Source organism: Haloactinospora alba (genome assembly GCF_006717075.1).
Classification (GTDB): domain Bacteria; phylum Actinomycetota; class Actinomycetes; order Streptosporangiales; family Streptosporangiaceae; genus Haloactinospora; species Haloactinospora alba.
The window spans coordinates 504815-529533 of the sequence record NZ_VFQC01000002.1 but is presented as its reverse complement, the minus strand read 5'-3'; the positions used below and the strand labels follow the sequence as shown (position 1 = coordinate 529533).

Genomic DNA, 24719 nt, shown 5'->3' with positions numbered 1-24719 from the left:
GCAATACAGTCCTGGCTCTCAGTGCTTGAAGTGCACGAACAGGCGGCCGAAGTTCTTGGAGTCCTTCTCCAGCCGGTGGTAGCGGCGTTTGACGTCCTTCTGGTCCAGGAAACGCAGCACCCGCTTCTTGAGCTGCCCCGAGCCCTTGCCCGGGATGATCTCCACGGTCTTGGCCTTCGTGCGTTCCGCCTCGTCCATGATGTCGTTCAGGGCGCGGTCGATGTCCCGTCCCCGGTTGTAGATGTCGTGCAGGTCGAGTTTGAGCTTCACGCGGCGTCCTTCACAGCGGCGACGATCGCGGTACCGGGCAGGATGTGCCCCCGCAACGGGCTCCACCCCTCCCAGGTGCGGTCATTGTCCTCGGGCCACTCCGGCTCCACAAGGTCGCGCATGCGCAGCCCCGCGGCGGCGACCGCCCGCACCCAGTCACCGATCGTGTGGTGGTGTTCGACGTAGACCGCCCGTCCGGAGGAGTCCTCCTCCACGTAGGCGCTGCGATCGAAGTAGGACTCGGTCGCGACGAGCCCTTCCGGTCCCGGATCGTCGGGAAAGCACCAACGCACCGGGTGACTCACCGAGAACACCACCGTGCCACCGGGACGCAGGACCCGGGCGGTCTCCACCAGCGCGGCCGCGGCGTCCGGAACGAACGGGAAGGCGCCGAACGCGGAACACACGATGTCGAACGCGGCGTCCGCGAACGGGAGCGACTGGGCGTCGGCCTGCGCGACCGGAACCGGGGTGCCGGTCCGCCGGTCGAGCTCCCGGGAGTGCAGCAGCTGCCGGTGGGCCACGTCCATCCCCACCGCGTACGCCCCCTGGTCGCGCAGCCACCGGGCGCACTGCCCGGCACCGCAGCCCAGTTCGAGGACACGCGCGCCGCGCAGCTCCTCGGCGCTGCCCAACAACCGGACCTGCTGCTCCTCCAGTCCCTCAGGTCCCCACACGAAGCGGGCGTCACCCAGGAACGGGCCGTTGTCGGCCTGGTACTCGTCCGCCGAGTGTTCCCACCAGCACCGGCTGGCACGGGCACTCTCCCCCGAGTCCGCCGGCCGGTGGGCGACACGGACCACGTCGGTGCTGTCCGGCATCCGCTCTTGTGCCATGGAACCATTCTCGCCCGGCAGGACCGGGTTTCCCATGGCGGGACCCGCCCGGCGCGGGTTACCGCGAACCCGCCGGCGACGGCTCCTCGGGGGAACCGCTCTCGGGAGAGTCCGCGGCGAGGGTGCGCGCGTCGTGCAGCTCGCGCCGCATCAGGAACCCCCACCCCCCGACGGCGACACCGGTGAACACCCACCACTGCACGGCGTAGGAGAGGTTCATCCACGTGTTGAACTCACCGGCCTCGACCGGTTCGGGCGCCGGATCCGTCTCGGGGTCCTGTTCGGTCAGCTCGGCGTAGCCGCCGTAGACGGGGTACGGCAGCTCGTCGGCGAGCCGGTCCGTGTCGATGAGCATGATCTGGCCCTCGGGCAGCCCGTCCCGTTCCTCGATCCCCGTGTTCCGCGGGGTCTCGTGGGGCCGGAGCCGGCCGGTGACGGTGACCTCGCCCTCGGGGGCGGGCGGCACGTCCGGTTGCTCCGTGGCCGACGGCGGCGGTTCGATCCACCCGCGGTTCACCAGGAGCGCTGTCCCGTCCCCGGTGACCAGGGGGGTGAGCACGTGCATCCCCACACCGCGCGAACCGTCGCGGTTGCGGACGAGCAGCTCGTTGTCGGTGTCGTAGGTTCCCGTGGCGGTGACCGCCGTCCACTGGTCGTCGGCCGCCACATGGTCGCCGACCCCGGTGACGCTCTCCGGCGACACCGGGTCGGCGTTCATGTTGGCCTGTTGCAGGTCGGCCCGCGCCGTCTCGTCCTCCCACCGTCCGAACTGCCAGAACCCCAGCGCGATGAACGAGGGCACGACGAGCAGCACCAGCGCGTGGAACGCCAGCATGCGTGAGGAGAACAGGACCCGAAGCACGTCTCCGAGACTATGGGACGCCGACCGACCCGCCGCACCACCCCCCGGTGGTGAAAACCCCGGTCAGGAGGCGTCGGCGGTGGCCGCCACCGCGCGTGCCCTCCTGCGCCGGTAGGCGACGAGGATCGCGGCGGCACCGGCGGCCACCGCTCCCGCGGCGGCGGCCAGCCACCCGGCCAGGGACGCCCCGGTCACCGGCAGGCTGTCGTCGGCCGCCTGGTCGCCCTCCGGGGCCGGTTCGGGACTCGGGGTCTCCTTGTCGCCGTCACCGGGGTTGTCCGGGCCGTCGCTCTCCGGCGGCTCGGAGGGCTCCTCCTCGGGGGGCTGCTGCTCGTCCTCCTCGGGGGGAGCGGGGGTGGTGTCCCCACCGCCGTCGTCGCCGTCCTCCTCCTCGGAGATCGCGGACACGCACTCGGCCTCGGCCACACCGACGACGGACACGGCGTTGCCGCAGATGGTGGCAGCGGCGTCCGCCGGGATGTTGATCTGGTTGCCGCTGGCCACACCACCGGAACCGTCCGTCGAGTCCCCACCACCGTCACCGGCGGCCTCGTTGTCCTCGGACTCCTCCATGGCGTGCACGGCGTCGGTGCACTCGGCCTCGGAGGCACCCAGCACCGCGATGGAGTTGCCGCAGACGTTCACCGCCACGTCGACGGGGATGTTGATCTGGTTGCCGCTGGCCACACCACCGGAACCGTCCGTCGAGTCCCCACCACCGTCGGACTCCTCGGCGAGCTCGTCGGTGATCTCGGTGCACTTGGCCGTGGACAGCCCGCCGACGGCGTTGCCGCAGATGTCCACGGCCACGTCGACGGGGATGTTGATCTGGTTGCCGCTGGCCACACCACCGGAACCGTCCGTCGAGTCCCCACCACCGTCACCGGCGGCGTACAGGACCTCGGCGACCTTCTCGCACTCCGCCTCGGAGATGCCGAGCGCCGACACGGAGTTCCCGCAGATCTCGGCCTGCACGTCGGCGGGGACGTCGATCTGGTTCCCACTGGCGACGCCGCCGGAACCGTCCGTCTGCGCGTCGGCGAGGGCGACGGCGGGCGCCGCGCCGATCAGCCCCGCCGTGAGGAGGGTGGCGGAGGTCGAGGTAGCGAGGTTCTTACGCATGTTCAGACGTGACCTTTCGCGAATATGGCAACATAATGTGCCCGAAATATTCCGGAAAGTAATAAAAAAGGGGATAGTATACCGTCGACTGCACGGTTGGGAATGCTGTTCCACAAGCGGTCACTCGCGGGTGTCAGTGGCGCCAGCCGCACACCAGGAGCGGGTACACCGCGCAGTGCCGCTGACCCGCAACGTTAACAGCCACAACCGGCGTGTCAGGAGTTTTACGCAAAAAAGCCGGATTCGTTCCGCCGGCACAGCCCTGCGACCCCGCAACGACGAAGCCCCCGAGCGCGACCCAACGCGCTCGGGGGCTCACGGCCACGACAGCGGGCTCCTCGCCCGCCGCGGGACGGTACTAGCTGCTCACGCCCAGACCGTCCGCGACCCGGCTGCCCAGGTCAGGGTGGACGTTGGTCCAGTACTGCACGACGCGCTTCTTCATCTCGTCGGTGACCGACGGAGCGGAGGCGTGGTCCACGATGTTGTTGACCATGTTGGTCCGCTGCGAGTCGTCCAGGACCTTCTCCCACAGCTTCCGCGGCTGACCGAAGTCGTCGTCCTCCTTGTGCAGCTCGTAGGCGCGGCGGCAGGACGTGCCCTCGATGTGGTAGTCCTCGCCGGTGTAGAACGACGGCTCGGCGGCGGCACCGCCGGCGGTGTTCGGCGCGTACACCGGGTCGGCGTTGTTGCTGTAGGTCATCGGGCCGTCGTAGTTGTAGCTGCGCACCGGCGACTTGGGCTGGTTCACCGGCAGCTGCAGGTAGTTCGGGCCGATGCGGTACCGGTGCGTGTCCGGGTAGGAGAACAGCCGACCCTGCAGCATCTTGTCGGGGCTGCCCGCGATGCCGGGAACCAGGTTCGACGGCTCGAACGCGGACTGCTCGATCTCGGCGAAGTAGTTCTGCGGGTTGCGGTTCAGCGTCATCCGGCCGACCGTGATCAGCGGGTAGTCCTCGTGCGGCCACACCTTGGTCAGGTCGAACGGGTTGAACCGGTAGTTCTCCGCGTCCTCGAACGGCATGATCTGCACCTTGAGGGTCCAGGAGGGGTAGTCGCCGCCCTCGATGGACTGCCACAGGTCGCGGCGGTGCAGGTCCGCGTCGCTCTCCAGCTGAGCGGCCTCGGGCCCGGTGAAGTTCTCGATCCCCTGGTCGGTCTTGAAGTGGTACTTGACCCAGAACTTCTGGCCGTCGGCGTTGTACCACATGAAGGTGTGGCTGGAGTAGCCGTTCATGTGGCGCCACGTCTTGGGAGTGCCGCGGTCGGTCATCAGCCACGACACCTGGTGCGCCGACTCCGGGGACTGGGTCCAGAAGTCCCACTGCATGTTGTGGTCGCGCAGCTGGTTGTCGGCGCGGCGCTTCTGCGAGTGGATGAAGTCGGAGAACTTCGAGGGGTCGCGGATGAAGAAGACCGGCGTGTTGTTGCCGACCATGTCGTAGTTGCCGTGGTCGGTGTAGAACTTGATGGCGAAGCCGCGCGGGTCACGGGCCGTGTCGGCGCTGCCCAGCTCACCGGCCACGGTGGAGAAGCGGATCAGCAGCGGCGTCTTCTTGCCCTTCTGGAAGAGGTCAGCCTTGGTGTACTTGCTGACGTCCTCGGTGACCTCCAGCTCACCGTAAGCGCCGCCGCCCTTGGCGTGTACGACACGCTCGGGCACGCGCTCACGGTTGAAGTGCGCCATCTTCTGGATCAGGTAGTGGTCCTGGAGCAGCAGGGGGCCGTTCGGGCCCACTGACTGCGAATGAGCATCACTCGGAGCCGGGTGACCGGCGTCATCCGTGGTGTAGGAAACGCTCACTGCTCGCACCTCTTTCGAATAGCGTAAAAGCGGCCTCGGGGGACGGCACGTCCGCCGTCCCGGGATACGTGCTGCCGTGCGGAACCGGCGACAAGGGTCATGCGGGGCCGCTCCCGGCACCCACGTGCCCCTGGGCTGGGCTCGCACTCTCCGCACGACACTGCGGACAAACGCCCCAGAACACCACTTCGGCCTCGTCGATGGCGAAGCCGTGGCTACCGGAGGGTTCCAGGCACGGAGCCGCGCCGGCCACACAGTCGACGTCGGTGACGGTCCCGCACACCCGACAGACCAGATGGTGGTGGTTGTCCCCCACCCGGGCTTCGTAGCGCGCGGGCGAGCCGGCGGGCTCGATACGGCGGAGCAGCCCCACTCTGGTCAGCGCGTTCAGCGCGTCATAGATCGCCTGGGTCGATACGTGGCCGACTTTCTCGCGCACACCGCGCGCGATGTGCTCGGCATCCAGATGGTTGCCCGAACGCACGACCTCGAGCATCGCCAGACGCGGCGCGGTGACCCGCAGCCCGGCGGAACGGAGATCAGTAGCGTCGTCCATGCCAGTAAGCCTACGCCATAAACTGGACCCCTTCAAGAAAACGACTCGTTCAAGAAAATTCGGCGCGCCGCCGGATCCAACGCTGACCCCGGCGTTTACCATGGCCGCGCTCCCGCCTCCCAGCGAGTATGTCCGAGAACCGCTACCCGGACGTGGATTTCTCCTCCCGGCGCGTCAACTCCGCCCGGCGAGACCGCGTCCCAACCGCATGGATTGCCGCCGACTGAGGAGGTTCGCGTGACCCGCCTCACCGCCCGACACCCCCGGGTATCCCCCTCCCTGCGCTACTCCGCCGGCCTGCTGGCGACCGCGCTCGTAGCGGCCGCCTGCTCCACGAGCGCTCCCGACGACACGCCCGACGAGCAGGACACGGCAGACGACGACTCCTCGAGCGGACCGCCCGAGAAGTCCGGCGAGGCACAACCCGTCACCGTCGCCTTCGGCGGGGACGTGCACTTCGAGGGCGAACTGCGCCAGCGCCTCGACTCCGATCCCACAAGCGCGTTGTCCCCTGTCGGCGACGCCTTCTCCGACGCCGACATCGCGATGGTCAACCTCGAGACCGCGGTCACCGAGGGCGGAACGCCCGCACCCGACAAACAGTTCCGGTTCCGCGCCCCCGCCTCGGCGTTCGACGCGTTGGACGCCGCCAACGCGGACCTCGCGACCGTCGCCAACAACCACGGCATGGACTACGGGGCCGACGGCCTGCGCGACACCCTCGACAACGCCGAGGACGCGGGCTTCCCCGTGGTCGGCGCCGGCGAGAGCGCCGAGGAGGCCTACAGTCCCCACGTCGTCGAGACCAACGGGACCAGCGTCGCCTTCATCGGCGCCACCGACGTGCTGAACACCAATCTCATCGACGCCTGGACCGCCAAGGAGGACAGCGCGGGTCTGGCCTCCGCCAAGGGCGAGCAGCGCCAGCGGCTGGTGTCCGCGGTGTCCTCCGCAGCCGAGGAGGCCGACCACGTGGTCACCTACCTGCACTGGGGCGCCGAGGGTGACCACTGCCCCCGCCAACACGCCCCCGGTCTGGCCCGTGAGCTCGTGGGGGCCGGGGCGGACGCCGTCGTCGGCGGGCACGCCCACGTCCTCTCCCCCGGCGGCTACATCGACGACAGCTACGTCCACTACGGGCTGGGCAACTTCGCCTTCTACAACTACCAGGGCCCCACCGCGGAGTCAGGAGTGCTCACGTTGACCCTGGACCAGGGGGAGGTCACCGGGGACAGCTGGCAGCCCGCCCGGATCGAGGGCGGTGTTCCCCGGCCCTACGAGGGAGCGGCGGCCGAGGACGCGCGCACCGAGTGGCGGAACCTCGGCGCGGGCTGCTCCGCGGAACTCTTCGATCCCTCCGCGGAACAGGCGGGCTGACCCGCTCCGCCCCGGTCACCCGGCGGTGTGCCTGGCCAGGACCCGGTCGATCTCCGCGGTGAGCGCGCGTTTGTCCGGTTCGTCGAGGTAGGACGAGCGCACCCCGTTGCGCGCCAGCTCCGCGAGCGCCGGCCTGTCCAGCCCCAGCCGGTGGGCGGTGCGGTACTCGTTCAGCAGGTCCGTACCGAACATCGGCGGGTCGTCCGAGTTCAACGTCACCAGCAGCCCCGACTCCAGCATGCGCGGCAGCGGATGGTCGCCGATGTCCGTCACCGCTCGCGTGCGCAGGTTGGAGGTGGGGGAAACGTCCAGCGGCACCCCGGTCTCGGCGAGACGCGCGGCCAGCTCCGGTTCGGCCATGCAGTCGATACCGTGCCCGATGCGTTCCGCGCGCAGCACGTCGAGCGCCTCACGGATGCGTTCCGGGCCGCCGTTCTCCCCGGCGTGCGGGAGGCTGCGCAGGCCGGCGGCACGCGCCCGGGCGAACAGGTCGGCGAACGGCGTCCGGGACACCTCGATCCCGCCCACACCGAACCCGAGCACACTCGGGGGGCCATGCGCGAGGACCGCGTCCAGCGTCTCCTCTCCGGTCGCCACACCGAAGTCCCCGGGAAAGTCCGGGATCCATCGGAGGCCTATCCCGTGCTCCCGTTGCGCCCGCAGGCGCCCGTCCTCGATCCCGTCGAACACCACGCGGGCGTCAACGCCCCGCATGAGGTGGTTGTACAGGCTGACGTGCACCTCCGCGTAGCGGACGTTCTGCCGCGCCAGCCGGGTCGCGACGTCGTACGCCAGCAGTGCGAAGTCGGCCTCGTCCCACAGCGTGTGTGTGGAGGCCAGGTAGACGTCGATGAAGTGCGGGAAGTCCCGGAAGGCGTACCAGTCGCGTATCCCGGACAGCGAGCCCGGGATACCGGAGGTGCCGTGCTTGGTGGCGAGTTCGAGCAGCGTCTCCGGCTGCATGGACCCCTCCAGGTGCACGTGGAGCTCAACCTTGGGGAGGTCGCGGAGGAACGCGTCGGGGGTGTCGCTGGGGGGCGTCGTCTCGGTCATGCGTGTGAGGCTACGCAGCCGTCGCGTTCCAGCCAACGCGCAGGCGCCACACCGAACCACAGGATGTCAGATTTCCGACACAGCGCTAGGAACCGGAAGTTTACCGTTTATCTCTTGCTGTCAACTCATATTGGCCGATTCCGGCCACCGCCCCGGCCGTTCCGGAAAACCGCAGGCTGTTCGGTTCTTCAGTGGCACTATTACCGGGAACCGGACAGGGGGATGAGGGCATCATAGAGGCGTTATGACTAGTTCCAGTAGTGCGACAGCAGCCGCCCCCCAGAACCCCCGGGGAACCGGGACCAACGCCCCCCTCGCGGAACAGGCCCTGGCCCGTGCCCCGCTCCGGCGCCTACCGGCGCAGCAGCGCAGCATGGCCCGGGTGCAGCGCATGCTCGACGCCTGCGCCGAACTCCTCGACGAGCACGGTTACGGTGAGCTCTCCACGACCCGGATCGCCGAACGCGCCGGGGTCGCGGTGGGATCGGTCTACCAGTTCTTCCCGGACAAGAAAGCCATAACCCAGGCCCTGGGATTGCGTTTCCTCGACGTTTTCAGCACGCGGGTGACCGAACGGCTCCTCGAGAACGTATTCTCGCACTGGGCAGAAGCCGTCGATGTGATCATCGATGAGTACCTGGAGATGCACCGAACAGTTCCGGGTTTCCGCAGCCTGCACTTCGGCGACGTGGTCGACATGCGGCTGTTGGACTCCCGCGCCGACAACAACCGGGTACTCGCGCAGCGACTGTGCGAGGTCCTCACCGCCACGACAGGAGTCCGCGCCAGTGAGGAGCTCGACCGCGCCGTTACAGTGGCGGTCGAGTCGGGTGACGCGGCTCTGAAGCTCGCCTTCCGCCACGACCCGGACGGCGACCCCCACCTGATCGAGGAAACCAAACTACTGCTGCGTAGTTACCTCGGCCACCACGTCGCGTAACGATAGGCTGCGAAAAGATCCGCTACACACACATGGTGGTGGCAACGCGACCAGCGCAGACCGCACCCGGTGCATGGCGTTTCAGTACGGGAGGGCCTTCTCAGTGGTAGCCGACAGTACCCTTACCCAGCCGGTGACCGGCACAGTGGCGGATGTCCCGTTCCTGGCGGTCCCCCCGGCGGTTCCCAACGAATCCGCCTCCATGATCGTCGCGCTGCACGCGTTCGAGCCGCCACGCAGCGAAACCGCCCTGGCCGGAACACTCCCGCTCGCCTCCCTCCCCGCCTGGCGGTTCTACCTCGGACTCCCGATGTTCGGGGCGCGCCTGCCCGAGGGCGGCGTCGCGGAGGTCAACCGCCGCGGCCAGGAGGACTACCTCATCCAGCTGTACGGCCCCGTCGTGGAGCAGGCCGCGGCCGAGCTGCAACGGGTCGTATCCGAACTGCGCGAGAGGTTCCCGGTCCGCGACGAGCCGCCCGGCCTGCTCGGGGTCGGGGTCGGCGGTTCGGCGACACTGCTCGCCCTCGCCGAAAGCCAACTCGCCATCGGCGCCGCGGCGGTGGTCAACCCGATCATCGACCCCGCCTCGGTCATCCAGGCCCGGCAACGGCGGCTCGGCACCGAGTACCCCTGGAACGACCACTCCCGCGAGATCGCCGCGTGGCTGAACTTCGCCTCCCGGGTCACCGACCTCACCAACCGCCGCCCCCAGCCCCCGCTCCTCGTCGTCAACGGCCAGCAGGACGAGATCATCCTTCCGGAGCACGGCCAGGCCCTCCACGACGCTCTGGCGCCGCACTACCCCCCGCAGGGGGTCAGGCACATCGTCGTCCCCGACCTCGCCCACACCATGGGCCCCGAACCCGGGCTGGAACCGGGGCCTCCCGCACCGGGCAACGTCCTCGCGGACCGCGCCGTCACCGAGTGGTTCCACCTGCACCTCACCTCCGCCGCCCGGACCACGATGAAGTTCGACCAGCGCGACTGACCGAGGGGCGGCTCAGCAGCGTTCGGCCACCTTGCGCGCCGCGATCAGCACCGGGTCCCACACCGGTGAGAACGGCGGGGCGTAGCTGAGATCCATCCCGGCCATGTCCTCCACCGTCATCCCGTTCCACAGCGCGGTCGCCAGGACGTCCACCCGCTTGCCGGCGTTCTCCCACCCGACGATCTGCCCGCCGAGCAGCCGGCCGCTCCCCCGCTCGGCGCGGAGCTTCACGGTCATCCGCTCCGCTCCCGGGTAGTAGCCGGCCCGGCTGGTGGACTCCACCGCCACCGCCTCGGACACGAAGCCGGCACGACGGGCCTCCTCCTCGTTGAGACCGGTGTGGGCCACCTCCAGTCCGCACACCTTGGTGATCGCGGTGCCGAGCACTCCCTCGAACCGCGCGTACCCTCCGCCGATGTTCGTCCCGGCGACCCGCCCCTGCTTGTTGGCGTGTGTGCCCAGCGGGACCACCGCGGGCCCCCGCGTCACGCGGTGGAAGCTCTCCACGCAGTCCCCGGCCGCCCACACCCCCGGAGCCGAGGTGCGCATCCGAGCGTCAACGGCGACCCCGCCGGTCGGCCCGATGTCCAGCCCCGCCTCACGCGCGAGGTCGCTGTCCGGCCGCACGCCGGTACCCAGGATGACGGCCTCGGCCGGGTACTCCCCTTGGGCGGTCAGCACGCCGGTCACCCGGTCGCGCTGGGACCGGAAACCGGTCACCCGCTCCCGGAGGTGCACCTCCACCCCCATTCCCTGCAACGCCTCGCGCACCATCCGGCCCATGTCCGGGTCGAGCGCGGACATCGGCTCCTCACCGGAGTCGATGACGCGCACCCTGATACCCCGCTGCACGAGCGCTTCCGCCATCTCCAAACCGATGTAGCCGCAGCCGACGACGACCGCCTCCCGCGGCTGGTTCCGGTCGAGGAACGCGCGCGCCGCGATCCCGTCGTCCAGCGTCTGCACCCCGAGGATGCCCGCCGCCGCGCAACCGGGCAGTTCCAGCTCGCGGGGGACGGCACCGGTGGCGACCATCAGGTGGTCGAACCGCTCCGTCCAGTGCCCCCCGCCGGTACCGCGCACGGCGACGGAACGCTGGTCGAGGTCGATACCGGTCGCCTCGGCCCCCGTACGCACGTCGATCGCGAAGTCCCGCCGGAACGTGTCGGGATCGCGGGCCACCAGGTCCTGCTTGCGGGGGACCACTCCCGAGACCAGGTACGGGATGCCGCAGGCGGAGTAGGACGTGTGCTCCCCCCGCTCCAGCGCCACGATCTCCAGTTCCCGGGAGTCCCGCAGCCGCCGGGCCTGGGAGGCGGCGCTCATCCCCGCCGCGTCGCCACCGACCACGACCAGTCGTGACCGGCTGTTCACCGTGTGCTCCATACACCCTCCCCAACCGGACTCTTCTCCGTCAGTCAGACATCATTGAATGGGATCATCCCCATGTGGATCGGACACACGCCCGGTCCGTCCCGCCATTGGTTCAGTGCGTGAGGAGGGCAACGTAGGTTGATGGAACCGGCACCGGTCTTCGCGGACGGGGTCGACCACGAACGGCTCACCGCCCAGCTCCGGTTCATCCTGGAAACTGACAAACTCAAGCGGGTTCTGCGGCGGAACCTGCTGGTCGACGGGTCGCGGCGGGAGAACGACGCCGAACACTCCTGGCAGCTCACCCTGATGGCCCGGTTGTTCGCCGAGTACGCGCCGGACGGCACCGACATCGACCGCGTCACCGAGATGCTGGTGCTGCACGACATCGTCGAGATCGACGCGGGTGACACGTTCCTCTACGACCCGCAGCACGCCGCCTCCCAGTCCCAACGGGAACACGCCGCGGCCGAGCGGCTCTACGCCATCCTTCCCGACGACCAGGCCAAACACGCCCACGAGCTGTGGAGCGAGTTCGAGAGCCGCACCACGCCGGAGGCGCGGTTCGCCAAAGCGATCGACCGGCTCGCCCCCATGCTCGCCAACTGGCACACCGACGGTGGAACGTGGGTGCAGTTCGGCGTCACCAAGAAGCAGGTGCGGGACAAGGTCGCGATCATCGCGGAGGGCTCCGCCGCGCTGGGATCCTACGCGGCCGCCCTGATCGACGACGCCGAACGGCGCGGCTACCTCACCGGGGAGTAGACCGGCCTCCCCGGAACCGTCCGGCGGGCGCTGTCCGACCCGGCCGGCACGGCCGGTGCGGCACCGGTCGTGCCGGGCCCACGCGACCCGAGCCGGCGGATCGCGGATGGCCGCGCGTACCGCCGCGCGGTGGCGACGAGTTCCGACGCGGCAACCGCGGCCGCTGTCCCGGCGTTCCCGACCGCCCTTTTAAGGTAGACTGGTCTACCTAGTTTGGGAGGAGGTGCTCGGATGGCGCGTGCGACGGCACGGTCCGGCCAAGCGGGTTCGGCGCGTGACCGCCTGCTCGACGCGGCCTCGCGGCTGTTCTACGCCGAGGGGGTGGCCGCGACGGGGATCGACACGATCACCGCGGAGGCCGGCGTGGCGAAGATGAGCCTGTACAACAACTTCTCCTCCAAGGAGGAGCTGGTGGCGGCCTACATCGAGGAGCGGCACGAGCAGTGGCTGAGGCTGTACCGCGCGCGTGCGGAGTCCGCCGCGACACCGCACGACGGGGTACTGGCGGTGTTCGATGCCTATCTCGACCACGCCTCGGCGGACTACACGCGCGGGTTCCGGGGGTGCGGACTACTCAACGCCGCCGCCGAGTTCCCGGCCGGCTCGCCCGCCCGGCAGGCGGTCCGCCGGCACAAGGAGGAGGTCGAGTCGATCCTCACCGAGCACCTCACGGCCGTCACGTCGGCTGGCGAGGCAGCGCGCGCGGCCGAGCACTGCTCCTTCCTGCTGGAGGGCGCGATGTCCCGGGCCGGCCTGGAGGGCCGGCCCGACCGGATCGTGCGGGCCCGCGGTTTGGCTTCCGCGCTGGTGGAATCCCTGTGAGCGGCGGCCACCGGTCCGGCGTCGGCGCGATCACCGTCACCTCGCTGCTGTGGGGCACGACCGGAACGGCGGCCACGTTCGCCCCCGGGGCCGGACCACTCGCCATAGGCGCGGCGGCGCTCGGCATCGGCGGAATCCTGCAGGCGGTGATCGCGGTGCCGGCGCTGCGGTCGGCGCGGCCGGCGCTTCGCGCGAACCTGCCGCTCGTACTCCTGGGGGCGGCGGCTGTCGCGGTCTACCCGCTGGCGTTCTACAGCGCCATGCACCTGGCCGGGGTCGCGGTCGGCTCGGTCGTCTCGCTGGCGTCGGCCCCGCTGGCCTCCGGTGTCCTGGAACGCCTCGTCGACCGCCATCCCCTGAGCCGCTGGTGGATGCTCGCCGCGAGCCTGGGAACCGCCGGGAGCACGCTGCTGTGCCTGTCCACGGCGCACGGCGCCGCTTCCTCCTCCCCGGCGGGAGCGGCACTCCCGGGAATCGCGCTCGGTCTCGTGGCCGGCACGACCTACGCCACGTACTCGTGGGTCGCGCATCGTCTCATGGCCCGCGGCATCGGCCGGGCCGCCTCCATGGGGGCCGTCTTCGGTGCCGGCGGAACGCTTCTGCTGCCCGTGCTCGCGGTGACCGGCGCCCCTCTGGTCGCGTCGACCGGACCCTTCCTCGTCGCCGCCTACATGGCCCTGGTACCGATGTTCGCCGGTTACCTCCTCTTCGGTTACGGTCTGGCCCGCGTGTCCGCCAGCACGGCCACCACCGTGACACTCAGCGAGCCCGCGATGGCGGCCGTGCTGGCCGTCGTGGTCGTGTCGGAGCGGCTGACGCCGACCGGCTGGACCGGGTTGGCCGTCATCGCGCTGGTACTGGTCGTCCTCTCGTTCGCCCCCACCAACGCCGGCCCCGGAGGGCGAGGCTCTCCGGAGGAAGCCGACCGGGACCGGCCGGGCTCGCCGCCGTCCGATCCGGAGGAGTCGCTCAGCGTCCGCGGGCCGGTGGGATCGGATGCGGGGACCGAGCGGCCGTAGGCCCTGTCCGGTGGACGCGCGCCCGCCGACCCGCGGCCTCAGATGTTGCGCAGTACCAGCTGGACCGCCGCAGTGAGCCCGACCGCAACGATGACGGCGCGCAACGCGAACGGTTTCAGCCTGCGGCCGAGCCTCGCCCCCACGTAACCGCCGACGATGGAGCCCGCGGCTATCAGGGCCACCACCGGCCACGCCGGGGCGGCGAACGTGATGTAGAACACCGCGGCGGTCGCGTTGACCACGAACGTCAGCGCGACCTTCAACGCGTTGATCCGCTGCATGTCCTCGTCCAGCGCCGTACCGAGCAGGCTCAGCAGGATGATGCCCTGGGCGGCGGCGAAGTAGCCGCCGTAGGTTCCGGCGGCGTAGACGCCGAGCGGAAGCAGCCGCCCCCTGCCGGCACCGGCGGGACCGCGTCTCCGCAGCCACGCGGTCAGCCGCGGTTGGACCATGATCAGCGCGCACGCCATACCGATGAACACGGGAACGACGCGCTCGAACACCCCGGGCGGCAGGGTCAGCAGCAGTATCCCGCCGGTGACCGCGCCGACGAACGACATCACCGCGAGGCGGAGCAGCCGGCCGCCCTGGCCCCTAAGCTCGCTGCGGTAGCCGAACGCTCCGGTCAGTGACCCCGGTGCCAGGCCGATGGTGTTCGAGATGGTCGCCGTGATGGGCGGGTACCCCAGGGCGAGCAGGACCGGAAAGGTGAAGAGCGTTCCGGAGCCGACGACGGCGTTGATCCCGCCGGCGGAGATCCCCGCCACCAGGATGGCGAGTGCCTCACCCACGTCCATCTACGCTCGGCCCCCCGGACATCGCTCCTGAACCGCCGTGCCGTCCGGAAACCCGGCCGGTGCCGCGTTCGGCGCGGCCGAGAGCCGGAAAAGCGCGGTGCCGAGCGGCGCAGCGGGACAGGCGTCGCCATGGACCTACGCCCGGAAGGCACGGAATTGCCCACATCGTACTCCTCGCGGGCGAAAACAACGGGTGGCCCCACCGCGCATCCGGTGGAACCACCCGCGACAGGCTCCGGGGCGACTCACCCGGACGCCGATCTCTAACCCCGCGCCGCACCCGTACCGCTGGACTGGAGCCGTTCGAAGATGTCGCCGACCCCTTCCAGGGCCTTGCCCATCTCGCTCGGCACGATCCACACCTTGTTCGCGTCTCCCTGGGCGATCTCCGGGAGCTTCTGCAGGTACTGGTACGCGAGCAGCTCCTGGTTCACCTCGCCGGAGTGCAGCGCCTCGAACACCATCGCGATCGCGTCGGCCTCGCCCCGCGCTCGCAGCGTCATCGCCTCCGCCTGGGCCTTCGCCCGCACCTTCTCCGCGTCGGCCTCACCCTGGGCGCTCAGCACCGCGGCGGACTGTTCACCCTCGGCCCGCAGGATCGCCGACTGTTTCTGCCCCTCAGCCGTGAGGATCTCGGCGCGCTTGTCCCGGTCAGCGCGCATCTGCTTCTCCATCGCCTCCTGCACGGACTCGGGCGGCTCCACGGACTTCAGCTCCACCCGGTCCACCTGGATGCCCCACTCACCGGCGGCGTCGTCCAGGACCGTACTCAGCTCCCGGTTGATCTGGTCGCGCGAGGTCAGGGTGTGTTCCAGTTCCATGCCACCGATGACGTTGCGCAGCGTGGCCGAGGCCAGCTGCTCCACGGCCTCGATGAAGTTGGCGACCCGGTAGGTGGCGTCGAAGGGGTCGATGACCTTGATGTACACCGCGGTGTCCACGTTCACCGCCAGGTTGTCCTGGGTGATGGCGGACTGCGCGGGGAAACTGACCACCTGGACACGCATGTCGATGCGTTCCCGAACATGGTCCACAAACGGAATGACGATATTGAAACCGGATTTGAGGGTCCGGTGGTAGCTGCCGAAACGTTCGACGACGTCGGTCATGGCCTGCGGGACGATGCGCACGCTACGCCAGGCGATCACACCCAGGATCGCCACGAACACCAGCAGGATGACAATGACGGAAAGCATCGGGGCGGCTCCGGGTCTCCTGTCGGGGGGCACAGGCAGGGCGGGCGGTACCCCACCCACGCGGAGATCATAAACCGCCTGCACGCGTGGCGCTCCCCCCGGTTGCACGCGTCCGCGCCCCAGCCCCCGGTCAGACCACCAGCGAGACCACCTCGCCCGCTTTAGGACAACCGAATCCCGACATTCTCTGACGCGCCCAACGAAGGGTCACGCCGCCCGCGCGGTCCACCGCTGCCCGTCCCGGCCGACCGTCAGCGGCAGGCCGAAGGTGGCGCTCACGTTCTCCTCGGTCAGTACCCGCTCCAGCGGGCCACCGGCCACGACCTCCCCCGCACGCATCAGCAGCGCGTGGGTGAAACCGGGCGGGATCTCCTCCACATGGTGCGACACGACGACCAGGGCGGGGGCGTCGATGTCGTCAGCGAGCTTCGCGAGCCGCCGCATCAGGTCCTCCCGGCCTCCCAGGTCCAGCCCCGCGGCGGGTTCGTCCAACAACAGCAGCTCCGGGTCCGCCATCAGCGCCCGCGCGACGAGCACCCGTTTGCGCTCCCCCTCCGACAGCGTCCCGAAAGGCCGGTCCTGCAGGTGGGACACGCCCCAGTGGTTGAGCAGCGCCCGCCCGCGCCCGTAGTCCAACGTGCCGTACTGCTCACCGAACCGCCCGAGGTAGCCGTAGGACGCGCTGATCACCAGGTCGAGCACCCGGGACGAGTCGGGAATGCGGTCGGCCACCGCGGAGCTCGCGAAACCGACCATCGATCGGAGCTCCACCGAGTCCGCCCGGCCGAGCGTTTCCTCGAGCACCTCCGCCGACCCCACGTCCGGCCGCGTCTGGGCGGCCGCGACACTTAGCAGCGTCGTCTTGCCCGCCCCGTTGGGGCCCAGCACGACCCACCGCTCGTCCTCCTCGACGGTCCACCGCACGTCACGCAACAGTTCCGCATCCCCACGACGCACCCCCACGCCGCTCATCCGCAGTACCTGACCGTTCATCGTTCTCCCTCGTCGCAAAGCGTGGCGTTTCCGATCACGCAGCCCGGTGGACACGGGAAACCGCTCGCCGACCTACGCTGATATTGATGCTTCGAGAACTGTCATCCGCGCCGCTGGTCACCTGGGGCAACGCGTGGCTCTCCGGACACGCCGGACTGGACGACGCGGTCGACGCCGTGGAACACCGCACCGGTCCGAACGTCATCGGAACCGCTCCCGAGGAGCTGCCCGTCACCAGCGGAACCCCGCTCCGTTCAGCACTCGCCGGGCTGCGCCCGGAAGGGCTCACCGCGTTCCGGCTGTGCCTACCGGTTCCCGGCGACCCGCTCGGACTCGTGGGCACTGCGGAACTCAACATGGCGGCGATCGAGGCTCGTGAGGCTGTCCTGCTACAGCTGGGAAACCGGCAGATCGGGATCGTTCCCAGCGAAGACCGACGGGGATCATCCTACGTGGGAGTGTCCTGGACCCCCTACCCGGCCGCCGACACCGTCCCGGAGACGCCGCAACTGTCCGAGGCGGAACACGCCCTCACCCACGCCATGCGGGAATCAGCCGACCTGTTCCGGAACGTCGACGACATCACCGGCTGGGGAAAACAGGCCGGTCGCGCCCTCACCGACCTCCGCGACCCGAAAAGCACACCGGAGGCGAGCCTGGCCCCCGGCCACCCGCAGCGGGCGCACCGGCTCGCGGCCCAGGCCGACCGCCTGGCCGCCGTCGTACAGCTCGCCAGCGACGGCACGGGGCGCGGCCTCTCCTCCGCCCAGATGCACACCAGGAACGACGCGCTGCGTGTCCTGGACAGCGCCGTACGCCGCGCCCGCGTCGCCGCCTACGGGGCCGCGGCGGCACCCCGCTGACCCGGGCGGGGTGCGCCGCCTCAGGGAAGCGGGTCCGCGACTCAGGGGAAAACGGGGGAACGTCCCGATCCGCGTACCCGCCCGTACCGGCATACTGGCAGGCATGGCCGAGACACCGATCCCGCCGCCGGACATGCGCGTCTCCGACGCGCAGCGCGACCACACCGTAGGGCTTCTCAGCCGCGCCTACGAGTGGGGCTGCCTCACCCGCGCGGAGCACCACCAGCGGGTGGAAGCCGTCCGTACGGCCCGCAGGGCCCACGACCTCGCCCTGCTCACCCGGGACCTGCCCGACAGCGGAGCCGGTGGGGCCGGTGCGGACGCGGCCAGTACGACACCCGACAACACCGCCTCCGGAACGGAACGCATCACGGCGGTACTGGCGAGCGCCGAGTACACGGGCCGGTGGCTGGTCGAACCCAGCACCAGCGCCACCGCCGTCCTCGGCACGGTGCGGCTGGACCTGCGGGAGGCCGTCCTCGCCCAACGCGACGTCGCCATACGCTGCGTGGCCGTGCTCGGCCGGGTGGAACTGCTCGTCCCCCCGGGCACCACGATCGTGCACCGCCTCGCCGGCGGCACTGCCGCCTCCCGCACGCTCGGCGACCAGGCGGACCCGCCCGCCGCGGCACCGACGGTGACACTCACCGGTTTCCACCTGCTCGGCCGCGTCACCGCACGGCACGTTTCGGGAATGACACGGGACAGCTTTTCCGACCTGGCCGGAACCAGGTAACCGACGAGCCCGGAGGCGAACATGGAATCCGACCACGTGCGCGTGTCCGACGCGGAGCGCGAACGCCTCGCCGAGCAGCTGCGCGAGGCCCACGTGCAGGGGCGGCTCAGCCAGGAGGAGCACGAGCAGCGGCTGTCGGAGCTCTACCTCGCGAAAACCCGGGGCGAGCTGGAACAGCTGCGCCACGACCTTCCCCCGGAGGAGGAAACCGCCGGTCGCGGAACCGGCCAGGAGGAGTTCTCCACGGCGGAGGCCCGACAGCTCGCCTCCGGCAGCAACGGCAGGGAGAACCTCGCCGCGATCCTCGGCGGGATGCAGCGCGGCGGGCGGTGGCTGGTCGAACCCAACACCACGGTGTCGGTCGTTGCCGGCGGGGCGGAACTGGACCTGCGGGAGGCCGTCCTCGCCCAACGCGAGGTCACCATGCAGTGCGCCGTCATCCTGGGAGGGCTGAACATCACCGTCCCGCCCGGCGTGCGTGTGATAAACAACACGAACGCGTTCCTGGGCGGCACCGAGACGAACAGCACCGACATGATCACCGACCCGGGCGCGCCCACGGTCCGGTTGACCGGAACCTGCCTGCTCGGTGGGATCAGCGTCCGAACCAAGGCACGCGTGGGGACGAAACACGACTAGGGCCTGTTTTCGGGCGCTGTTCGTCGCGAGCGGCGTCTCCGGTGCCGCCCCGGCACGGCCGACCGACGGGAACGCCGCCGGGCGGTGTTCTGGGGCGGCGCGCAGCAGGACAAGCGTCCGAAAAACAGGACCGAGCCCAGCGCACGACGCTGTTACCCCGTGTTCACCGCCCTGCCGGTTCGTCCCGAAAGTCGGCCGAGTACCGTAGTGCTCGCCATGAAACACGAATGTACGCTCCTGGTGACCGTGACCGGACACGACCGGCCGGGCGTCAGCGCACGCCTGCTCACCACCCTCTCCGTATTCCCCGTGACCATCGTCGACCTGGAACAGGTCGTCATCGGCAACCAGCTCGTTCTTGGCGCGCTGGTCACCGTCGATGAGAGCGTCGCGCCGGGAGTCCGCCGGGAACGCGTCTTCGAGGAGGTCCGCGGCGCCGTCGAGAAGACCGCGATCGACCTCGGTATGGACGTGGAGTTCTCCACCGGCAGCGACGACCGGGTCGGCGCTGCCGCCACGGACCGGCTGCACGTGACTCTTCTGGCCGACCCGCTCCGCCCGGGCGCGCTCGGGGCGGTGGCCTCGTGTGTCGCGCGGTCCGGCGCGAACATCGACCGGATAGAACGCCTCGCCCAGTACCCCGTGACCTCGATCGAGCTGGAGATCTCCGGCGCCGAACCGGAACAGCTGCGCGCTGACCTGGCGCTGGAGGCCGCCACCCAGTCCATCGACATCGCCGTTCAGCCCAGTGGACTGCACCGCCGGGCGAAACACCTCGTGACCCTGGATGTGGACTCGACGCTCATCCAGGGGGAGGTGATCGACCTCCTCGCGGAACACGCGGGATGCACCGAGGAGATCGCTCGGGTCACCGAGGAGGCGATGCGCGGCAACCTGGACTTCGAGGAGTCGTTGCGGCGGCGTGTGGCCCTGCTGGAGGGACTGGACGCCTCCGCGCTGGACGCGGTCCGCGACCAGCTCGTTCTCACCCCGGGCGCCCGGACACTGATCCGCACCCTGAAGCGGCTCGGCTACGAGTGCGCGATCGTCAGCGGCGGGTTCACCCAGATCACGGACGCCCTCGTGGAGCGCCTCGACCTGGACTACTCCGCGGCGAACACGCTGGAGGTCGTCGACGGGAAACTCACCGGTGGCCTGGTGGGGCCGGTCGTCGACCGGAAGGGGAAAGCGCTGGCGTTGGAACGTTTCGCCGAGGAGGCCGGGGTCCCGCGCGATCGGACCGTGGCCATCGGCGACGGGGCCAACGACCTCGACATGCTGCAGGCGGCCGGCCTGGGTATCGCCTTCAACGCCAAACCCGTCGTGCGGGAGCAGGCCGACACCACGGTCAATGTTCCCTACCTGGACACGGTCATCTTCCTGTTGGGCATCTCCCGCGAGGAGGTCGAAGCAGCCGACCTCATGGAGTGAGTCCCTCCGTCGCGTCGGCGCCACGGACCGGCGTCAAGCGTCGGGGGCGTGGGACTGCAGAAGTGTGACGGCCCGGGTGAGACCGTGCTCGGATCTCACCCGTTGCGCCAGTTCCTCCGCCCCTCGTGTCCAAACGTGGTCGTTCGCGGCCTTCCGGAGGGTGTCGGCCAACCTGTCGGCGTCGAGGTCCCGCGTCGGTGACGGCTCGGGCGCGGCGCCGAGCGCGTGCATCCGCTGTGCCCAGTAGCGCTGTTCCAGGTGGAAAGGGCAGACGACCTGGGGAAGCCCGGCGACGGCAGCTGCACCGGTGGTGCCCGCTCCGCCGGCGTGGATGACGGCGGCCGACCGGGGGAGCATCCAGTCGTGTGGGACCTGGTCGACGGGGAGCACGTCGTCGGTACTGCCCGCCACCCGCAGGCCACCACCGCCGGAGGCGAGCACCGCGCGTAGTCCGGCGCGCCGCACAGCCCGGACGATGAGCTCTCCGACCCGGTCGGGATCGGTGTTGGGCATGCTGCCGAACCCGACGAAGACAGGCGGCTGCCCGGCCGCGAGGAACTCGGTGAGCTCGCGGGGCGGTGCCCAGTCCTCGCCGCTGTCCAGGAACCAGAACCCCGTGGTGTGCACCCACTCGGGGTAGTCGGCCGGTGGTGGAACGACGTGCCGGCTGAAAGCCTGCAGCAGCGTTGCCGGCGTGCCGTCCGGGCGCCGCAAGGGGTTGTGGCGGTACCGGCGTCGGGGCAGTCCCAGAGTGTCGCGCCGCCAGGTATCGACGACACCGGCGAACGAACGCGACGCGAGGGTGCTGAGCCAGTAGGTCGCGCGGTTGCACACCGCCGGAACACGCACCGGCAGCACCGGGTTCGGAAACGCGCGCGTGGGCACCCAGACCGGCTGCAGCCCGACCGGTACCGCGGGCACACCCAGGTATTCGGCGATATGATGGCCCGGAATACCAGCCTGGTGCACCACGAGATCGGCACCGCCCTCGGCCGCGGAGGCCATGTCGGTCAGTACGCGGGCCATGGCCGGTCTGACCTCGCGCATCATGCGCAGCATCATCACGGTCTGCCGCACGCGGCTGTGGCCGCTCTTGCTATCGAGTAGCGGTTCGAGGCGTTCGGGATCGTCCAGCATCCTGTTCGGGCCGTCATCCAGCGGCATGAAGCGCACGCCGCACCGCTCGACGAAGGGGCCCAGCGCCGCGGGCGCCCCTAACCGCGGCTCGTGCCCCGCGGCGAGCAGGCCCTTCGCCAGCGCGACGAAGGGCTGGACATCACCACGCGTGCCGTGGGTGAGAAGAAGAACTCGCACTCTGGCCCCGTTCCGGCCCTCCGCAGGGCCACGACACCTCATCCTGACACTGGCAACAGCCCGTATCCGTACCCGGGTTCGAGGTCCACTCTCGGGGTCGTCGGTAGGGTCGCGCAACGGGCGGAGCTCGTTTGGCGGACTTCCGGTGAGGGCGTGGGGCCTTGGACATTGGTAACGCCGCCAGCACGGGAAACCCCCGCGCGGACGTTCCCGTCACGGGTACGCGGGCCGGAGCAGTGCCCGAGAGGGGGCCTGTCCACAGTCGTGAGCGGTCGGACCGCGCGGGGCGGGTGGGCGCCACGGCCATGGCGCTTCTCATTACCCGAACTGGCCGGGCTGGTAGTCGCCGCCGGGCTGTCGGACGATGACGTTCACGCGGTTGAAGGCGTTGATGAGGGCGATGAGAGACACCAGGGCGGCGATCTGGTTCTCGTCGTAGAACTTGGTCGCGTTCGTCCAGGCCTCGTTCGTGACACCACCGGCCGCGTCGGCGATGCGGGTGCCCTGCTCCGCCAGCTCCAGAGCAGCGCGCTCGGCGTCGGTGAACACCGTGGCCTCCCGCCACGCCGCGACAAGGTTGAGGCGCGTAGCGGTCTCCCCAGCGTGCGCGGCCTCTTTGGTGTGCATGTCGGTGCAGAAACCGCAGCCGTTGATCTGGCTGGCGCGGAGCTTCACCAGCTCCTGCGTCGCGGCCGGCAGCGTCGACTCCGAGATCGCCCCGCCCGCCGACGCGGCATGCCTCAGGAACGTGGACATGACCGGGTTGCCGAACGGGTTCAAGCGAGCATCCATGGTGCGCTCCTGTGTCATTGTCGGTGCTTACACCTCTTCTGACACCACCGTTCGGCGGGTTGTGACAGGAACGAGTGTGGCATACGCCACTACTGAGGAGTGGCAACTGTTCCCAACGCCCCCGGCCCTGGACCCGCTGGATTGCCGGAGCCAGCGTTCCTGCGAGCGGGCCAACAGGTCGGGTCCTCTCGTCGGTTGCGGCCCTATGCCGGTGCGCTCTGGTCGGCGGACCCCTCAGCGGAGGCCGGTTCGGACGGGGGAGGAGCGTTGAGGACGGCGTCCAACAGGCCCGGGAAACGGCGTTCGAGGTCCGCCCTCCGCAGCCGGCTCGGTTTGGCCGTACCCACCAGCCGGGTGGACACGAGGCCGCTCTCCCGCAGGATGCCCATGTGGTGGGAGACCGTGGACACCTTGACCGGCACGTCCAGGGCGGTGCAGGTGGACTCGCCGTGAACGTCCAGCTCCCGCACGATCCGTAGCCGGACCGGGTCCACCAGCGCCTGCAGGATCACCCGGACGTCCAGGGTGTCCAGGTCGGGCTCCGGGAGCCAGGTCTCCGCCAACTCGGTCCACCCCTCCCCGATGGGACGCACTGTCGTGTCTCACGTTACCCATCGGACCTATATTACGATTATCGTCGTAAATTACGAAAGCTGTCGTAATAAGGTGGTGAGTTGTGAGTAGTGAAGTGACCGCTACGGCTCCGAGCCCCGGGGTGAGGCAGCGTTGGGGAGCACAGGTGGGGCTGTTGGCCGCCGGAACGTTCATCATGGGCACGGACGCCTTCGTGATCGCCGGTGTCCTTCCCGGGATCTCGGCGTCGTTCGACATCAGCACCGGTCAGGCGGGGCAGCTGGTTACCGTGTTCTCCCTCTCCTACGCGGCGCTCGCTCCGGTTCTGGCGGCCCTCACCGGAAGCTGGTCCCGCCGGCGGGTCCTCACCACCGCCCTGGTTGTGTTCGCCGTGGGTAACGCCGTAACAGCTCTGGCTCCCAGCTACGGCCTGGTGTTGGGGTCCCGGGTGGTCGCGGCCGGCGGGGCCGCCCTGTACACAGCGAACGCGAGTGCCACGGCCTCCATGCTCGCGGGGGAGCACCAACGCGGCCGGGCTCTCTCGATCGTCATGCTGGGGTTGACGTCCTCCCTCATCCTGGGAGCCCCGTTGGGAACCGCCCTGGGGTCGGTACTGGACTGGCGGGCGACGATGTGGTTCGTCACCGCCATGGCCGTTCTCGTGGCGCCGCTCATCCTCTGGCGGATACCGAAGCTGCACAGTGGTGGTGCCACGGCGCTACGGCGGAGGTTCGTCCCGTTGTCGGACCGGCGTGTGCTGGCCGTGTTGGCGACGACGGTGGTGGTGTTCACCGGGATCTACGTTCCCTACACCTACATCAGCGCTGTCTACCAACCTGCCACCGGGGACCACGGGGGGCGGTTGGCCGTGCTGCTTCTCGTTTTCGGCACGGCGGGAACCGCGGGGAACCTCATGGCGGGCTACCTGGCCGACCGGGTCGGGCCGATGCGGGTCATCACGGTCGGGACCGTGGCGCTTGCCGCTGTGCTCCTCGGGGTTCCGGTTCTGCGCGAAACGTTCGCCACGGCACTGGTCGCCGTGGTGCTTTGCGGAGTTTTCTCGTTCTCGGTGACGACTCCGCAGCAGCACATGATCATCGCGCTGGCTCCGGGGGAACGGGCCGTCGTCACGTCGCTCTACCAGGCGGCCCTGTACTTCGCGGTTTCCCTGTCTGGGGTCGTGGGAGCGTTCGGGCTCGGTACGAACGTGGTGGGAGCTCGCTATCTGAGCGTTCTGGCGGCCGTGTTCGTTCTCGCCGCGACTGTTCTGACCCGGGTGTCAGTGGCGAAACACACGCAACCGGAAGCAGGAAACGACGGTTGGAACCATGGTGCTGATATGAGGAGTACCGAGACATAAAAATGGGGTGGGTGGAAACAAACCCATAGTCTGTTTCCACCCACCCCATCACAACGAATGTCCGGCGGTGACCTACTCTCCCACCCCGCACCATAGGGGCAGTACCATCGGCGCAAGAAAGCTTAACGACCGGGTTCGGAATGGCACCGGGTGTTTCCCTTCCGCTCTCACCGCCGTAACCCACACCCACACACGCACACGCGCGCGTGGGGGGACACTCATGAGGGACCAACCACC

At 69.6% G+C, this 24719-nt stretch carries 25 protein-coding genes and 1 rRNA gene; 11 read left to right on the top strand and 15 right to left on the bottom strand.

The annotated features are described in order from the left end of the window. Positions 1–18: 18 nt before the first annotated feature. The 6 genes from FHX37_RS20065 to FHX37_RS20040 form a co-directional block, all read right to left on the bottom strand. Complete coding sequence (locus FHX37_RS20065) at positions 19–270, bottom strand: Smr/MutS family protein (protein ID WP_141925747.1); 252 nt, start codon at positions 268–270, stop codon at positions 19–21. After that, entirely contained in the window at positions 267–1106 is an 840-nt protein-coding gene (locus tag FHX37_RS20060; protein ID WP_394344522.1) for a class I SAM-dependent methyltransferase, read from the bottom strand. Before FHX37_RS20060 ends, FHX37_RS20065 begins: the two co-directional genes overlap by 4 nt. A gap of 58 nt (positions 1107–1164) precedes the next feature. Further along, a complete protein-coding gene (locus tag FHX37_RS20055) occupies positions 1165–1968 on the bottom strand; it encodes an SURF1 family cytochrome oxidase biogenesis protein (protein WP_281288329.1) in 804 nt (267 codons plus the stop codon). 63 nt (positions 1969–2031) lie between these two features. Further along, the gene (locus tag FHX37_RS20050; RefSeq protein WP_141925745.1) at positions 2032–3090 is read right to left on the bottom strand and encodes a chaplin family protein; all 1059 of its coding nucleotides are present in this window, start codon (positions 3088–3090) and stop codon (positions 2032–2034) included. Between the two features lie 358 nt (positions 3091–3448). Then, on the bottom strand, positions 3449–4894 hold the full coding sequence (locus FHX37_RS20045) for a catalase (protein WP_141925744.1): 1446 nt from the start codon (positions 4892–4894) through the stop codon (positions 3449–3451). A 97-nt stretch (positions 4895–4991) separates the two neighbouring features. Further along, positions 4992–5450, bottom strand: coding sequence for a Fur family transcriptional regulator (locus FHX37_RS20040; protein WP_141925743.1), 459 nt, complete (start codon positions 5448–5450; stop codon positions 4992–4994). Between the two features lie 237 nt (positions 5451–5687). Here FHX37_RS20040 and FHX37_RS20035 point away from each other — a divergent pair, with 237 nt between their 5' ends. After that, positions 5688–6827 carry a CapA family protein gene (locus FHX37_RS20035; protein WP_246062462.1) on the top strand — a complete coding sequence of 380 codons (1140 nt, stop codon included), beginning with the start codon at positions 5688–5690 and terminating at the stop codon, positions 6825–6827. Positions 6828–6842: 15 nt separating this feature from the next. Here the strand turns inward: FHX37_RS20035 and add are convergent, their stop codons facing one another. Further along, positions 6843–7880, bottom strand: a complete 1038-nt coding sequence (gene add / locus FHX37_RS20030; protein WP_141925742.1) for an adenosine deaminase — start codon at positions 7878–7880, stop codon at positions 6843–6845. 373 nt (positions 7881–8253) lie between these two features. On the opposite strand from add, the gene FHX37_RS20025 reads away from it, so the two are divergent. Then, positions 8254–8820, top strand: coding sequence for a TetR/AcrR family transcriptional regulator (locus FHX37_RS20025; protein WP_141925875.1), 567 nt, complete (start codon positions 8254–8256; stop codon positions 8818–8820). 103 nt (positions 8821–8923) lie between these two features. Further along, the gene (locus FHX37_RS20020) at positions 8924–9808 is read left to right on the top strand and encodes an alpha/beta hydrolase family protein (RefSeq protein WP_141925741.1); all 885 of its coding nucleotides are present in this window, start codon (positions 8924–8926) and stop codon (positions 9806–9808) included. 12 nt (positions 9809–9820) lie between these two features. Here FHX37_RS20020 and FHX37_RS20015 read toward each other — a convergent pair whose 3' ends face one another. Beyond that, positions 9821–11194, bottom strand: coding sequence for an FAD-dependent oxidoreductase (locus tag FHX37_RS20015; RefSeq protein ID WP_141925740.1), 1374 nt, complete (start codon positions 11192–11194; stop codon positions 9821–9823). Between the two features lie 126 nt (positions 11195–11320). Here FHX37_RS20015 and FHX37_RS20010 point away from each other — a divergent pair, with 126 nt between their 5' ends. The 3 genes from FHX37_RS20010 to FHX37_RS20000 all read left to right on the top strand — a co-directional run bounded on the left by FHX37_RS20010 (position 11321) and on the right by FHX37_RS20000 (position 13788). Beyond that, positions 11321–11947: an HD domain-containing protein gene (locus FHX37_RS20010; RefSeq protein WP_141925739.1), complete on the top strand. Its 627-nt coding sequence runs from the start codon at positions 11321–11323 to the stop codon at positions 11945–11947. Between the two features lie 231 nt (positions 11948–12178). Further along, a complete protein-coding gene (locus FHX37_RS20005) occupies positions 12179–12769 on the top strand; it encodes a TetR/AcrR family transcriptional regulator (RefSeq protein ID WP_141925738.1) in 591 nt (196 codons plus the stop codon). After that, positions 12766–13788, top strand: a complete 1023-nt coding sequence (locus FHX37_RS20000; RefSeq protein ID WP_211351970.1) for a DMT family transporter — start codon at positions 12766–12768, stop codon at positions 13786–13788. Before FHX37_RS20005 ends, FHX37_RS20000 begins: the two co-directional genes overlap by 4 nt. Positions 13789–13826: 38 nt before the next feature. Here the strand turns inward: FHX37_RS20000 and FHX37_RS19995 are convergent, their stop codons facing one another. From FHX37_RS19995 to FHX37_RS19985, 3 genes are all read right to left on the bottom strand, one after another. After that, a complete protein-coding gene (locus FHX37_RS19995) occupies positions 13827–14585 on the bottom strand; it encodes a sulfite exporter TauE/SafE family protein (RefSeq protein WP_141925737.1) in 759 nt (252 codons plus the stop codon). A 263-nt stretch (positions 14586–14848) separates the two neighbouring features. After that, a complete protein-coding gene (locus FHX37_RS19990) occupies positions 14849–15781 on the bottom strand; it encodes an SPFH domain-containing protein (RefSeq protein WP_141925736.1) in 933 nt (310 codons plus the stop codon). Positions 15782–15988: 207 nt separating this feature from the next. Further along, entirely contained in the window at positions 15989–16774 is a 786-nt protein-coding gene (locus FHX37_RS19985; protein WP_141925735.1) for an ABC transporter ATP-binding protein, read from the bottom strand. An 86-nt stretch (positions 16775–16860) separates the two neighbouring features. On the opposite strand from FHX37_RS19985, the gene FHX37_RS19980 reads away from it, so the two are divergent. The 4 genes from FHX37_RS19980 to serB all read left to right on the top strand — a co-directional run bounded on the left by FHX37_RS19980 (position 16861) and on the right by serB (position 20443). Beyond that, positions 16861–17637 carry a hypothetical protein gene (locus FHX37_RS19980; RefSeq protein ID WP_141925734.1) on the top strand — a complete coding sequence of 259 codons (777 nt, stop codon included), beginning with the start codon at positions 16861–16863 and terminating at the stop codon, positions 17635–17637. A gap of 103 nt (positions 17638–17740) precedes the next feature. Continuing rightward, positions 17741–18373 carry a DUF1707 SHOCT-like domain-containing protein gene (locus tag FHX37_RS19975; RefSeq protein ID WP_141925733.1) on the top strand — a complete coding sequence of 211 codons (633 nt, stop codon included), beginning with the start codon at positions 17741–17743 and terminating at the stop codon, positions 18371–18373. 21 nt (positions 18374–18394) lie between these two features. After that, complete coding sequence (locus tag FHX37_RS19970; protein WP_141925732.1) at positions 18395–19012, top strand: DUF1707 SHOCT-like domain-containing protein; 618 nt, start codon at positions 18395–18397, stop codon at positions 19010–19012. Positions 19013–19228: 216 nt separating this feature from the next. Further along, positions 19229–20443, top strand: coding sequence for a phosphoserine phosphatase SerB (gene serB, locus FHX37_RS19965; RefSeq protein WP_141925731.1), 1215 nt, complete (start codon positions 19229–19231; stop codon positions 20441–20443). 33 nt (positions 20444–20476) lie between these two features. On the opposite strand, the gene FHX37_RS19960 is transcribed toward serB, so the two are convergent. The 3 genes from FHX37_RS19960 to FHX37_RS19950 form a co-directional block, all read right to left on the bottom strand. Continuing rightward, a complete protein-coding gene (locus tag FHX37_RS19960) occupies positions 20477–21757 on the bottom strand; it encodes a glycosyltransferase (RefSeq protein WP_246062461.1) in 1281 nt (426 codons plus the stop codon). A gap of 318 nt (positions 21758–22075) precedes the next feature. Further along, on the bottom strand, positions 22076–22549 hold the full coding sequence (locus FHX37_RS19955; protein WP_141925729.1) for a carboxymuconolactone decarboxylase family protein: 474 nt from the start codon (positions 22547–22549) through the stop codon (positions 22076–22078). Between the two features lie 203 nt (positions 22550–22752). Further along, a complete protein-coding gene (locus FHX37_RS19950; protein ID WP_246062460.1) occupies positions 22753–23142 on the bottom strand; it encodes an ArsR/SmtB family transcription factor in 390 nt (129 codons plus the stop codon). Positions 23143–23225: 83 nt separating this feature from the next. Here FHX37_RS19950 and FHX37_RS19945 point away from each other — a divergent pair, with 83 nt between their 5' ends. After that, on the top strand, positions 23226–24482 hold the full coding sequence (locus tag FHX37_RS19945; RefSeq protein ID WP_211351969.1) for an MFS transporter: 1257 nt from the start codon (positions 23226–23228) through the stop codon (positions 24480–24482). A gap of 59 nt (positions 24483–24541) precedes the next feature. Here the strand turns inward: FHX37_RS19945 and rrf are convergent. Continuing rightward, a 5S ribosomal RNA gene (gene rrf / locus FHX37_RS19940) occupies positions 24542–24660 on the bottom strand. Between the last annotated feature and the right edge of the window lie 59 nt (positions 24661–24719).